General features: G+C 40.4%; 19 protein-coding genes. 16 read left to right on the top strand and 3 right to left on the bottom strand.

The genetic code is table 11. The annotated features are described in order from the left end of the window. Window positions 1-252: recombination protein NinG (locus E0709_RS09075; RefSeq protein WP_209300508.1), on the top strand; the 252-nt coding region annotated here is incomplete at its 5' end. Further along, complete coding sequence (locus E0709_RS09070; protein ID WP_132302375.1) at window positions 249-626, top strand: antitermination protein; 378 nt, start codon at window positions 249-251, stop codon at window positions 624-626. The genes E0709_RS09075 and E0709_RS09070, both read left to right, overlap by 4 nt. On the opposite strand, the gene E0709_RS09065 is transcribed toward E0709_RS09070, so the two are convergent. After that, on the bottom strand, window positions 623-916 hold the full coding sequence (locus E0709_RS09065) for an addiction module antidote protein (RefSeq protein ID WP_132302376.1): 294 nt from the start codon (window positions 914-916) through the stop codon (window positions 623-625). The two genes, E0709_RS09070 and E0709_RS09065, sit on opposite strands and share 4 nt — an antisense overlap. Before the next feature lies 1 nt (window position 917). After that, window positions 918-1220 (bottom strand): type II toxin-antitoxin system RelE/ParE family toxin, encoded by a 303-nt coding sequence (locus tag E0709_RS09060; RefSeq protein WP_132302377.1) that lies wholly within the window; start codon window positions 1218-1220, stop codon window positions 918-920. A 224-nt stretch (window positions 1221-1444) separates the two neighbouring features. On the opposite strand from E0709_RS09060, the gene E0709_RS09055 reads away from it, so the two are divergent. After that, the gene (locus E0709_RS09055; protein ID WP_132302378.1) at window positions 1445-1624 is read left to right on the top strand and encodes a hypothetical protein; all 180 of its coding nucleotides are present in this window, start codon (window positions 1445-1447) and stop codon (window positions 1622-1624) included. Here E0709_RS09055 and E0709_RS09050 read toward each other — a convergent pair. Next, window positions 1617-2081, bottom strand: a complete 465-nt coding sequence (locus E0709_RS09050) for a hypothetical protein (protein WP_132302379.1) — start codon at window positions 2079-2081, stop codon at window positions 1617-1619. The genes E0709_RS09055 and E0709_RS09050 overlap by 8 nt on opposite strands. Before the next feature lie 107 nt (window positions 2082-2188). On the opposite strand from E0709_RS09050, the gene E0709_RS09045 reads away from it, so the two are divergent. The 13 genes from E0709_RS09045 to E0709_RS08990 all read left to right on the top strand — a co-directional run bounded on the left by E0709_RS09045 (window position 2189) and on the right by E0709_RS08990 (window position 11475). Further along, window positions 2189-2554 (top strand): phage holin, lambda family, encoded by a 366-nt coding sequence (locus E0709_RS09045; protein WP_132302380.1) that lies wholly within the window; start codon window positions 2189-2191, stop codon window positions 2552-2554. Beyond that, window positions 2541-2975 (top strand): lysozyme, encoded by a 435-nt coding sequence (locus E0709_RS09040; protein WP_132302381.1) that lies wholly within the window; start codon window positions 2541-2543, stop codon window positions 2973-2975. The genes E0709_RS09045 and E0709_RS09040 overlap by 14 nt, the downstream gene beginning before the upstream one ends. After that, a complete protein-coding gene (locus E0709_RS09035; protein ID WP_132302382.1) occupies window positions 2968-3291 on the top strand; it encodes a DUF2570 family protein in 324 nt (107 codons plus the stop codon). The genes E0709_RS09040 and E0709_RS09035 overlap by 8 nt, the downstream gene beginning before the upstream one ends. Further along, on the top strand, window positions 3269-3478 hold the full coding sequence (gene lysC, locus E0709_RS12420) for an Rz1-like lysis system protein LysC (RefSeq protein WP_424353157.1): 210 nt from the start codon (window positions 3269-3271) through the stop codon (window positions 3476-3478). The genes E0709_RS09035 and lysC overlap by 23 nt, the downstream gene beginning before the upstream one ends. A 13-nt stretch (window positions 3479-3491) precedes the next feature. Next, window positions 3492-3998 carry a terminase small subunit gene (locus E0709_RS09025; protein WP_132302384.1) on the top strand — a complete coding sequence of 169 codons (507 nt, stop codon included), beginning with the start codon at window positions 3492-3494 and terminating at the stop codon, window positions 3996-3998. Further along, window positions 3988-5322 (top strand): PBSX family phage terminase large subunit, encoded by a 1335-nt coding sequence (locus E0709_RS09020; protein ID WP_228777495.1) that lies wholly within the window; start codon window positions 3988-3990, stop codon window positions 5320-5322. The genes E0709_RS09025 and E0709_RS09020 overlap by 11 nt, the downstream gene beginning before the upstream one ends. Beyond that, complete coding sequence (locus E0709_RS09015; RefSeq protein WP_132302385.1) at window positions 5319-6659, top strand: anti-CBASS protein Acb1 family protein; 1341 nt, start codon at window positions 5319-5321, stop codon at window positions 6657-6659. The genes E0709_RS09020 and E0709_RS09015 overlap by 4 nt, the downstream gene beginning before the upstream one ends. Continuing rightward, window positions 6580-8004, top strand: coding sequence for a phage minor head protein (locus E0709_RS09010; RefSeq protein ID WP_132302386.1), 1425 nt, complete (start codon window positions 6580-6582; stop codon window positions 8002-8004). Before E0709_RS09015 ends, E0709_RS09010 begins: the two co-directional genes overlap by 80 nt. Beyond that, the gene (locus E0709_RS09005) at window positions 8004-8297 is read left to right on the top strand and encodes a hypothetical protein (RefSeq protein WP_132302387.1); all 294 of its coding nucleotides are present in this window, start codon (window positions 8004-8006) and stop codon (window positions 8295-8297) included. The genes E0709_RS09010 and E0709_RS09005 overlap by 1 nt, the downstream gene beginning before the upstream one ends. A gap of 150 nt (window positions 8298-8447) precedes the next feature. Further along, window positions 8448-8588, top strand: coding sequence for a hypothetical protein (locus E0709_RS12295; RefSeq protein ID WP_165867233.1), 141 nt, complete (start codon window positions 8448-8450; stop codon window positions 8586-8588). A gap of 384 nt (window positions 8589-8972) precedes the next feature. Beyond that, window positions 8973-10079 carry a DUF2213 domain-containing protein gene (locus tag E0709_RS09000; RefSeq protein WP_132302388.1) on the top strand — a complete coding sequence of 369 codons (1107 nt, stop codon included), beginning with the start codon at window positions 8973-8975 and terminating at the stop codon, window positions 10077-10079. Next, complete coding sequence (locus tag E0709_RS08995; protein WP_132302389.1) at window positions 10079-10528, top strand: structural cement protein Gp24; 450 nt, start codon at window positions 10079-10081, stop codon at window positions 10526-10528. The genes E0709_RS09000 and E0709_RS08995 overlap by 1 nt, the downstream gene beginning before the upstream one ends. A gap of 35 nt (window positions 10529-10563) precedes the next feature. Further along, window positions 10564-11475: a major capsid family protein gene (locus E0709_RS08990; RefSeq protein ID WP_132302390.1), complete on the top strand. Its 912-nt coding sequence runs from the start codon at window positions 10564-10566 to the stop codon at window positions 11473-11475. Window positions 11476-11477: the final 2 nt, after the last annotated feature.

Genomic DNA, 11477 nt, shown 5'->3' with positions numbered 1-11477 from the left:
GGGCATTATCGCACCACCAAGGCTTGCCCTGAATTACGGTTTAATGAAGACAATTGCCATAAGCAATGTCAGCCTTGCAATACACATTTAAGTGGGAATATTACGGAATATCGGATTAATTTAGTGCAGAAAATTGGGTTAGAGCGTGTGGAATGGTTGGAGCGGAAAGACCATAAGCCGTTGAAGTTAAGCGTTGATGAGATTAAGGAATTGATTCGGGTGTATAAGGCGAAGTGTAAGGAGTTGATGTGATTTATTTGCGAATTGATATTAGTGATATTTTATGGGTATGGGCAAGACGATGGGGGAGTTTTAAAGGGATTAAAGGATATCCGAATTTGCAGTCTTTTATACGCGATGGAAAAGTTGTTCAAGCACGCTATGCGATTTCAGATTTATCCGATGATATGTATTTGCGGATTGATAGTGCGTTAGATATTTTAAGGCAGCAAAATTTAGAGGCTTATCAAGTCTTAATGGCAATTTATTTACAAGGGCAGGATAAGCGGAATGTTTGTTTAGAAATGGCATTACGCCCCTCTACGTTTGACAATCTGTTGCGAACAGCGAAAGACTTTATGAGTGGGGCGATGTTTGGCAGTGGTGCGATTCAAGTTATTTTTTAAGACACTGCCAACTTAGGGGATATAGAGATATTTAACCCGAGTGCGGCAATGATTTTTAGAATCGTATCAAAACGTGGTTTTTCGCTGGAAAGGGTTTTATATAGGCTTTCTCTGCCGATACCAGATTTTTCCGCAAGTTCTGACATACCCTTGGCTCTTGCTACGGTGTTTAAGGCTTGTACAAATTCTTCTGGTGAGCCTTCTTCTAATGCCATGGCAAGATAAGCCGCCATCATTTCTTCGTTTTTGAGATAACGTGCTGCATCAAATTCTCTGGTTTTAATTGTCATTTTATAGCTCCTGTTTGAGTTGTTGCCAAAGTTGTTTGGCTTTGTCTATATCTTTGCTTTGGGTCGATTTGTCTCCACCGTTGGTGAGTATGTAGGTGATTTCACCTTTGCGAGCGTAATATATTCGGTAGCCCTTGCCTTTAGTGATTCGCATTTCATAGACACCATCACCAACGGATTTGTGATCGCCAAAATTCCCTTGTTTCGCTCTTTCAATACGTGAAACAATCGCCACAACAGCCATTTGGTCGGTGAGATTATCAAGCCATTCTGAGAATATTTCGGTTTCTTCAATGATATACATGGTTGCTCCGTTAAGTGATAATATATTGTATAGTTTTGGATACATTAAAGCAAGTAAAAATAATCTGTTTAATTGCTCAAAAAATGATTGACAACTTGAGTTTAAAGTAGTACATTTCAATTACAGTGCGGTTTCGTACATTTAAAACGCACGAAAGGAATTTACAGCCCTGAGCAGCAATGCTTGGGGCTTTTTATTTGCAGAGCTTTTTTATTGGAGTATGTATGGAAATTACTTTTGGCGATAAGATTAAGATTAACAGTGAAGAAGTGCCAGAATATTTACTTGTGGCACTTTATGAGAATTTGAAGCTGAAATTTAAATCAGATGATATTGTATCTTTAGGTATTGTCCACAACCAGCATATTGTTTCAGGTGGAACGAAAGCTTCAAGTTTTACTTAAATTCGTATATATCTTTTTCTTTGTTATAAGCCACTCCTTCATACATTGAAGATACTATTTCTTTTACAAGAACTTCATCATTAACATTCATAAATACATGAACAAGTTCTTCTAAATATGCAGTGATTTGAGCTTCTTTTGGATATTGGATGGCTTTATCAAGATTGTAGAAGATGGTTTGTCCTACATAAAAATGCACAGCATCTTCGTTGTTTAATACTATATTTAAAGATACAGTGCTCGTTTTTAGTGTTGGTTCAAGTTCTATGTAGAAAACAATGTCTATTTTTTTATTGATGTGAGCAAATTTACACAGAATATTTGCCGCATCCGTAAAATTTTTAAAAAGCGGATATAAATCTTGATCAATATCTGAAATGTTAATATTAAAATAATGGCGATACTGCTCGGGAATGTTATTTAAGATTTGTTGACGAGATATTCTTGCTTTAATCATTGTAAACCTCTGTTATTTTGTCGTGTGGAAACGCTATCTTAACAGAACTTACCGCTCACTGTAACAGGTGAGCTTTTTTATTGCCTAAAAGTAGGCGGAGTGAGAATATGCCTATTAAAACCCCTGATGTATGGACACAAATCTGGGAATGGTTGCAGATTAATTTTGATTGGCAAATATTACAAAGTGCCTGTGCGGCAATCATTATCTCTTTGCTAAGAATGATGTTTATGCGGAAAAAGACCACTTTCTGTTATATGTTGCTTGATGCCATGATTTGTGCGTCTATTGCCGGTTCAATTATCCCTTTACTGGGTCATGTCTTTGACAATATAGATTATTCCGCTTTTATTGGTACCATGATTGGTTTTATTGGTACGGAGAAATTGAGAGAGTTTTTATTTAAATTCCTGAATAACAAAATATCAAGTGAAAGTAATGTTTATCCGGAGAGAAAAGATGAAAATCAGTGAAAAGGGTATCGCTCATTTGCAGCGTGAAGAAGGCTGTAGATTACAGGCTTATCAAGATGTGGTGGGGGTATGGACGATTGGTTATGGTCATACGGGATTAGTTGACGGCAAGCCGATAAGCAAAGGCATGATGATTAGCCAAGAAAAAGCACGGGAAATCTTGGTGAAAGATTTAGCACGGTTTGAGAAAGCGGTGAATACTTATGTCACTGTACCATTGAAGCAAAATCAATTCGACGCATTAGTCAGTTTAGCTTTTAATATTGGCGAAGGAGCGTTTAGTCGTTCTACCTTAGTGCGTAAATTAAATGCGAAAGATTACCACGGTGCCAGTGAGCAGTTTTTGGTATGGAAAAATGCAGGCGGTCGCCCTGTATTATTAAATCGACGTAAACGTGAAAAGGCGATGTTTGATGAATAGGCTCACACTTGGATTAATCATAGCTATTTTGGGCTTGTGTGGTTGGATTTGGATTCAATCACAGAAGATGGATAGCTTATATGCTAAAAACCAAACGCAAGCCCAAAGGATTCAATCACAAAGCAAAACTATTACGCAGCTCAAAGATGAAGTTGAGCAGAATCGTCAATTAACGTTAGAGCTAACAAAGCAAGAAAGCGAGCTAAGAGAGAAGGCCGATGAAGTCATTAAATATATCCCTGCCAAAGCAAAAAGCAGTGACGCTTATAATGCTGTCGCTCCTGATAATGTTATTGAGTTCTTGCGCGAGCCGTGAGCCACAGGTTTGTAGCTGTCCGCAAATCCCAGCGATATTAACTGCACATTTAGATAAGAGTTCGTTCAAAGGCAAAACCTACGGCGATGTAACCGAATATGCGGTGATATTAAAACGTGAGCGTGATATGTGCTTAAATCGAGTTGATAAAATTCGGGAATGGCAAGCAGAGCAGTTGCAGAATTAAGTAAGGATTAACCATGCCAAAGAAAGACGGGGTTAAATCCACGTCTAACAATGGGCGTGGGAAATTAACCGATAAACAAAAGCGATTTGTGGAAGAGTATTTAGTTGATTTAAATGCCACGCAAGCAGCAATTCGAGCTGGGTATAGTGCTAATAGAGCATCGGAAATCTCATATCAACTACTACAGAAAACTACAGTTCAAAACGCTATCCAAAATGCACAAAATCAACGTTCAAACCGTACCCAAGTTACGCAAGATAAAATCATTGAGAACTTATTATACATTGTTCAAACATCATCAGGACAAAAGCAAATTGTGCTAAGTGAAATTCGTACCGGTGAAAATGGTGAGAAAGTAGCTGATGATGTCGCTCAATTTGTGTTTGAACCGCATGCAGCGAATAAAGCTCTTGAGTTGCTCGGCAAGCATTTGGGTATGTTTAAAGATAAAGTAGATGTCTCTTCATCCGATGGCTCGTTAGCTCTTGTTTCATTAAAGGATCTGTTCCGTGCTGATTGAGAAAAACTTTTTGCCATTGATTGAGCCACACCGTTACAAAATTCTTTATGGTGGGCGTGGTAGTGGTAAATCGTGGACGGTAGCAAGGTTATTAATTGAGATTAGTCGCCGTGCCAATATGCGTATATTATGTGGACGTGAGCTGCAAAATTCTATCAGTGACTCGGTGATCCAATTATTAGCGGACACCATAGAACGGCACGGCTATTTAAACGAGTTTGATATTCAAAAGAATAAAATCTACAACGTGCGAACAGGGTCGATTTTCCTGTTTTATGGAATTAAGAACAATCCAACTAAAATTAAATCGCTTGAAGGTGTAGATATTTGCTGGGTTGAAGAAGGCGAAAACGTATCTAAAGAAAGTTGGGATATTCTTATTCCGACTATTCGGAAAGAAAACTCTGAAATTTGGGTTACGTTTAATCCTAAAAATATTCTTGATGAAACTTATCAGCGGTTTATTACTCATCCGCCTAAAGACTGCGTATCGCTTAAAGTCAATTATGATTTAAATCCTTATTTTCCAGAAACTTTGCGACTTGAAATGGAAGAATGCAAAGAAAAAGATTATGAGCTTTATCGTCATATTTGGCTTGGTGAACCTGTTGCAGATTCCGATCAAGCCGTCATCAAGCCAATCTGGATTGAAACCGCTATCAACGCTCACAAAAAACTAAACTTTGAGCCAGTGGGGCGTAAGGTGGTGGGCTTTGATGTGGCAGACGAAGGGGGTGATGCTAACGCTAATTGTTTAGCTCATGGTTCAATTGTTTTGGATTGTGTGAGCTGGAAAGATGGCGATGTGATTACCAGTGCAGATAGAACCCATACTTACGCTATTGAGCAACAAGCCAGTGAAATTGTGTTTGACTCAATCGGCGTGGGGGCAGGGGTGAAAGCTCATTTTAACCGTATTTTAAACAGCCGTTTGCGAGCGGTGGGATTTAATGCAGGCGGTGCGGTATTTCAACCAAGTATCGAATATAGCCTAGGCAAGAAAAATGCGGATATGTTCGCAAATATCAAGGCTCAAGCGTGGTGGGCGGTGCGTGACCGTTTTTATAAAACCTATCGGGCGGTGAAGTTTGGCGATAGCTACCCAGTTGATCAGTTAATCAGTTTAGATAGCCAAATTGCCGAATTGGAATACTTAAAAGCCGAGCTATCACGCCCTAGAGTAACCTATGACAACAACGGTAGAGTAAAAGTAGAAAGCAAAGCGGAAATGAAAAAGCGAGGCATTCCGTCCCCTAACTTAGCGGATAGCTTGATTATGTGTTTTGCTCCGATTGAGCCGAAAACCCTATGGGAAGTACTATGACAACAGAATTACAATTAAATGACGGTTTAACTAACCTTTCCACCGTACTTGGGGCAAGGGTCAATCAGTTGCATTATGGTTATCAGCCCGATGTGTTCAATAATGAATTGGACGCCATGTGGGAAAGTAACTGGGTGGTCAATAAAATTTGCGGTAAGCGTGCTTATGATATGGTTCGGCGTTGGCGTGAGATTTCTTCAAATGATGTGGATGCCGACCAGTTGGAGAAAATCGAACGCTTAGAGCGAGTGTTAAAAATTCGTGATGTGGTAGAGCAAGCCTGTGTTTGGGCAAGTCTTTATGGCGGTGTGGGGATCTTGCTGATTTCTGACCGCACTTTAGATTACCCGATTGACCCAACTCAAGAATTACGGCGATTGGTGTTGGTGCATAAGAATTTTATCAGCCCTGTTGGTAACCGTAATAATGACGTTATGTCACCGAATTTTGGACGTTATGACTATTATCAAATCACCACAGGCGACCGCTTGCAATATGTTCATTATTCACGGCTGATTTTAGTGAATGCTCGTCCGAATGTGCTTTCACAGCAATATAGCCCTGATATTTGGGGCAAATCGGATTTGGCCCCAGTGTATGAAACCTTGAAACGTTATGATGCCATGAGTATCAACGTGGGCGATTTAGTTCACGAATGCAAGGTTGATGTATTCAAAATGAACGGCTTAACCAATGCCCTTGCGTCAGGGCAAGAAAATAGCATTGCCAGTGCCATTGCTAATGTACAGGCGATTAAATCTACCACCAATAGCCTATTACTAGACGCTGAAAACGACTACGAACAAAAAGAACTGGCATTTGCTGGGCTAAAAGATTTGTTAGTCGAGTTTCGCAATGCGGTGGCAGGGGCGGCGGATATGCCAGTTACAATCCTATTCGGACAAAGTGCGGCGGGATTTGCCAGCGGAGCAGAAGATATTCAAAACTATCACGAAAGCATACATGCTTTACAAGAAAGCCGAGTTCGCCCGATTTTAGAGCGAATTGACCCTATACTCTGCCAAATGGCGTTAGGTAGCATGCCGGAGGATTGGTGGTTTGAGTTCCCAAGCCTTGCGGAATTAACCACAGAACAGCAAGTCACGGCGTTGAATACGTTCTCACAAGCCACAGGGGCATTAATGCAAAATGGCGTACTGACAGGCTCACAGGTGGCGAATGAGCTTAAAGAAACGGGGTTATTTACCAATATTTCCGCAGAAGATATTGCTGAACTAGACGAACTGGAGCAGACCGATGACACAACCGATGATGAATTTGCCCGAGATTATCAGCAACAACCAGAAAATCAAACTGAAGAAGTACAAGCCTTATAAGCGGAGTATTCAAACAGAACGCTGGTATTTTAGCGAGTTGAAAGCCTTTGTAAAGTCCATGCGAGAACAGGTCGAAAGTGCGGTGAAAAATCCGCACTTTTTTTCGCCGTTGATAACCGATAGCGATGAGGCAGAAACCGCACGCCAAGCCATTAAAAAAGCCGTGAATGCGTTGGCTAATCGTAAAGTCGATGAAATGGCTAAACGCTTATCAGACGGCTTTGTGGCTCGTGGTAAGGCTCAACATGATAGAGAGTTTTCACAACGTATTGAACAAGCCACAGGGATTGATATTAAAAGCTATCTTGGCACACACGGCAAAGTGAGCGAGAAATTAACCGCTTACACCGAGGCGAATGTTCAACTGATTAAATCTATCCAGTCGCAATATTTGGATAAAATCCAGTCCATAGTAACGATGTCTGCTACTCGTGGCGGAAGTGTTAAGGATTTAACCACAGAGATTAAGAAAATCGGTGATGTGACCGACAAACGAGCAAAATTTATTGCCCGTGACCAAACAGCGAAATTTAATTCAAGTCTTGACCAAGCTCAATATGAAAACTTAGGCATAACGCATTACCGCTGGAGTACATCAGGCGATGAACGAGTGCGAGAAAGCCACGCAGAAAATGACGGCAAGGTGTTTGCGTTGGATAATCCACCGCCAACAGGGCATTGTGGAGAAGACTTTAATTGTAGATGCGTAATGTTACCGCTGTTCGATAAGAATGAGATTAAACAGGCGTTGGCGGAGCAGAAAGGGGGAGAAAATAAATCTGATTTAATGCCAGAGCAGCAATTAAAGACATTGATAGGCAAACAATTTGATGATGTAACAAAACATTTGGAAAAAACAGAAGTCGCCAAAGCAATTGAGCAGTATAAATTATCCAAAGCTGAAGCAATCTCAATTATTGGTTACACTGGTGAACTTTACCGTTCATTAAATACTGCATTACGCTTAGATAAAGCAACGGAAGTCCAAAAAACTTTTACTCGGCAGTTAAATAAAGCGTTAGATAAATTGCCGAATTATATTGGCAAAACTTATCGAATAGCCAAACTTGATAAAAAAGCATTGCTACGTTATGCTGAAAAGGCAATAGTTACTGAATATGCTTTCACAAGTACGACAAAAAACAAGAAATTAAAAACCTTTTCAGGTAATGTAAAGTTTGTTATTAAGGGAAAAACAGGCAAGGATATTGAAAATATCTCTTTATATAAGAATGAAAGAGAAGTATTATTTAAAAATGGAAAGCGTTTTTACATTGAGAAAATTCAAGAAAAAGGGTTTTGGATTTTCAAGAAAAAGATTATTTATTTAATTGAGGTGAAATAATGGGTTCGTCTTTAGATTTGCCTATTGAGCGACAACGAGAGCTTGCGGTTATTTTTGGGTATGGTGATGATCTCACAAAATGGCGTAAATATATGCAAGAATGCGAACAGGAATTTGAAGATGATGAAAATGAGATCGAAGAAGATCCAACACAAGCCGAAATAGCTCAAAAAATTCACGATCTTGAAACAAATCCTTATGCCATAGAGTATTATCGTCGTATTACAGATAATTATGATTTAACCGTTGAACAACAAATTAAACATTTGCGGAATTTGAAAACGAAAGATTGATAACGCAACAAAAACAAACCCCGAAAGTTAGCCGCTTCCGGGGTTTTTTCATTTAATCATTAAACAGGAATGACTAAATAAATTATGACTAAGTATAACAGAACAAGTTTTCTAGGCAAGTTATTTGCGAGCCTAAAAATAGGAGGCAATATGAGCGAACAAGGTGCAGATAAAGCAGGGCAAGACATTTCATTTGGGATTAAATTTTTCTTCTGCTGTGTAGGAATAGCCACTATTTTAGGTGTTTTATTGTGGTTACTACCTGATTTATTAGCATTGTTTTTTAAATAACTTTACACAAAAACAAAAAAAACGAGAGCCGCAAACTCTCGTTTTTTTATACCCCTTAACCACTTTCAACACTCAAGGAGTAATTAACGATGGAAATTGTACCCTTAATTTTACCTTTAATCAAGGAGTTAATTATGCAATACGGCTTGTGGCAAATGGCGTTTGCCGTTTGCCGTTTCTCTTCCTGTGTTTATCTTTGTTTTACCTAAGTTAATCAAAGAAATCACAAAACTCATTCAAATATTACGCTAAGCAAGGAAACCCTATGAGCGAAATGAAAATCAAAAATCGCCACCTGAATATCAAAATCCATATTGATTTTGATTTTATCGCACTTCTTCTATTTGTTGCTTATGTTATTAAAGGTTGTCAAGGGTGGTAACAATGAAATTCACAGACAAAACAAATTCACACCGCACTTTTACCAAAGACGGTTATTTAGTCGTTCCCGCCACGCTTTCTAAAATTGGCGTGTATGACTACCATGCTAAAGAACTGGGCTTGAATGAAGACGGTTTTAAGAAAGTGGCACGCACGGAGCAGTCGCTATTTTCCGATAGCACAATTCAAAGTTTTGACGGTGTGCCGATTACGCTTGGACACCCTGCCGATGACGTAACGGCGAAAAACTGGAAAACGCTTGCCGTGGGAACAGTGCGAAACGTTAAACGTGACGGCGATATGTTGGCAGGGGAAGCATGGATTTATGACGAGAACGCTATCAAGGCTATTCAGGATAGCGGAATACAAGAATTATCTTGCGGTTATCGTTGCGATGTACAAAAAAGCACGCAACCAACCGCCGATTACGAAATGTTGCCCATGGTGGGTAACCACGTGGCGATTGTGGCTAATGGTCGTTGCGGTAAGTCAGTCAAGTTAGCCGATGGAGAAAAGCCAATGAGTACAACTCGCAAATTCTTAGACGCACTTTTGAGCGTGTTCGGCACAAAACTCACTGACGAACAGGCAAAAGAAGTGGAAGAAAAAGAAAAGGCAGAAGACGGCAAAGAAAAGCCTGAATCTGACAACAAAACCCCTGAGTCAAAAGCAAAGGAAAAACCAACAACCGAAGAGCCCGAAAAGGAAACTAAGGAGAAAGCAAGCGTGAAAGACGAAGCCTTAACCGCTGAAATCGCACAATTGAAAGCGGAAAATCAAAAACTCAAAGATGAAAAAGCCAAAGCCGATGTGGAAAGCGTGCGAGCTACCACGCTTGCCGATGCCAAAGTGAGCTTTGCGAATGTGACTTTTGCGGATAATGCCACAGTGCAAGACATTCAACGTCAAGCCGTGGTTGCCACAGGGATTTTTACCCAAGACGAAGCAGCGAAATTATCCGATGCTGAATTAAACGGTGCTTACAAAGCGGCGAAAGCCACAGCGAAAAAACTTAATGATAAAGCCATTGGCGATGTGTTGCTCACTGACCACAAGCCAGAAAATACAGGCTTAGATTTTAATACTTACAACCAACAAGGAGCAAAATAATGAGTTACGCAAGACATACAGCGGTTGCCACCGCAGGGGATATCGGTAAAGGCGGTTTAGCTAATTCTAAAACCGTAGCTTATATGAATTCAGGAGATACGCCGTTAGTGGCAGGACGTTTTGTGGCGTTATCGGCTACTGGCGTTACTGCTTTAACGGCGAAAACCGATACGGTCGCAGGTGTAGTGGTTCGCACCGTGATTAAAGACGAAACCGCTAAAGGCGAATTATGCGATGTGATGCACATTGGCACTGCTGATAGTATTTGGGTAGAAATTGCCAAAGGGGAAACCGTAGCTCGGGGTAACAAAGTCGTTGTCGTTGCCGTGGCGAATGGTGAAAAACTGGTAGGGCAAATTCAAGCCAAAGCGGATGCAACCAACGGCATTGCCACCGATTACACCGTGATTACGGTTGCCGGTCAATTAGCTGAAATCACTCGTCTATAGTGTTAGAAACAGGCGTTAAATAGGAGTTTAAAACTATGCCACATATTAATATTTTAAAAACCGCACTGACCGAAGTCAGTAAACAGATTAACCAAACTAAATACCCTGAAATTGTGTTTCCGCAGTTCGTTTATGTGGACGGTTCGGGCAGTCCATTAATGGATGAACGTGTTCACTTTTCAGCGGACATTACAGGGGATTTAGATACAGGCTTAATCACCTACAACACTAACAACTTTGACCAAGTGGGCGTAACGTTCTCCCATAGCCGTACACCAGTGGTGACGTGGGCGAAAACCGTACAATGGCAAGAAATTGAGCTCGCAAAAGCAGCGGCGTTAGGCGTGAATTTAGATACACAAAAAATCATGGCGTTAAACCAAAACGCTCACCAAACGTTGCAAAAAGTGGCGTTCTTAGGTCACGCACAAGATACTCGCTTGAAAGGCTTGTTAAATTCTCCTGATGTGGAAATTTATAGCCCAACCTTGAAAAAAGCAATCAGTGCAATGACCTTTGAAGAAAGCGTACAGTTCTTTGAAGAATTATTTTTACGTGCGTTAGAAAAAACCTACCGCATTGACGCACCGAATACCTTTGCTATTGATGCCATGGATTACGCACATCTAGGGTTACTCACTCGTGACAATGCCATTAATGACACGACCGCTCTTGATCACTTGAATAAAGTGTTAAGCGGTGCAGCAGGTAAAGCGGTGAGCATTAAAGCCTTACCGTCTGATTTCGGTACCTTGGTAACCAGTGGTAAACACCGTGCTATTGCTTACATTAACGACCAAAACTATGTGTCAATGGACGTGCCACAATCTCCAACCGTTTTAGGTGCGATGAAAAAAGGCATTATGACCTATGAATCAGGCTTAAAAATGGTATTTGGTGGGGTCACATTCAAAGAACCGCAATCTGCCATGTATGTAGATTACTAGGG

The organism is Lonepinella koalarum, from assembly GCF_004565475.1.
Lineage (GTDB): Bacteria > Pseudomonadota > Gammaproteobacteria > Enterobacterales > Pasteurellaceae > Lonepinella > Lonepinella koalarum.
This window is presented reverse-complemented; position numbering and strand designations above follow the sequence as displayed.

Coding starts and splice junctions, on each gene's coding strand:
- E0709_RS09010 (WP_132302386.1), top strand. CDS start 6,580: ATGACACAACCGATGATGAATTTGCCCGAGATTATCAGCAACAACCAG.
- E0709_RS09060 (WP_132302377.1), bottom strand. CDS start 1,220: ATGTATATCATTGAAGAAACCGAAATATTCTCAGAATGGCTTGATAAT.
- E0709_RS08995 (WP_132302389.1), top strand. CDS start 10,079: ATGAGTTACGCAAGACATACAGCGGTTGCCACCGCAGGGGATATCGGT.
- E0709_RS09025 (WP_132302384.1), top strand. CDS start 3,492: ATGCCAAAGAAAGACGGGGTTAAATCCACGTCTAACAATGGGCGTGGG.
- E0709_RS09055 (WP_132302378.1), top strand. CDS start 1,445: ATGGAAATTACTTTTGGCGATAAGATTAAGATTAACAGTGAAGAAGTG.
- E0709_RS09000 (WP_132302388.1), top strand. CDS start 8,973: ATGAAATTCACAGACAAAACAAATTCACACCGCACTTTTACCAAAGAC.
- E0709_RS09005 (WP_132302387.1), top strand. CDS start 8,004: ATGGGTTCGTCTTTAGATTTGCCTATTGAGCGACAACGAGAGCTTGCG.
- E0709_RS09015 (WP_132302385.1), top strand. CDS start 5,319: ATGACAACAGAATTACAATTAAATGACGGTTTAACTAACCTTTCCACC.
- E0709_RS09050 (WP_132302379.1), bottom strand. CDS start 2,081: ATGATTAAAGCAAGAATATCTCGTCAACAAATCTTAAATAACATTCCC.
- E0709_RS08990 (WP_132302390.1), top strand. CDS start 10,564: ATGCCACATATTAATATTTTAAAAACCGCACTGACCGAAGTCAGTAAA.
- E0709_RS09035 (WP_132302382.1), top strand. CDS start 2,968: ATGAATAGGCTCACACTTGGATTAATCATAGCTATTTTGGGCTTGTGT.
- E0709_RS12295 (WP_165867233.1), top strand. CDS start 8,448: ATGAGCGAACAAGGTGCAGATAAAGCAGGGCAAGACATTTCATTTGGG.
- E0709_RS09040 (WP_132302381.1), top strand. CDS start 2,541: ATGAAAATCAGTGAAAAGGGTATCGCTCATTTGCAGCGTGAAGAAGGC.
- E0709_RS09045 (WP_132302380.1), top strand. CDS start 2,189: ATGCCTATTAAAACCCCTGATGTATGGACACAAATCTGGGAATGGTTG.
- E0709_RS09065 (WP_132302376.1), bottom strand. CDS start 916: ATGACAATTAAAACCAGAGAATTTGATGCAGCACGTTATCTCAAAAAC.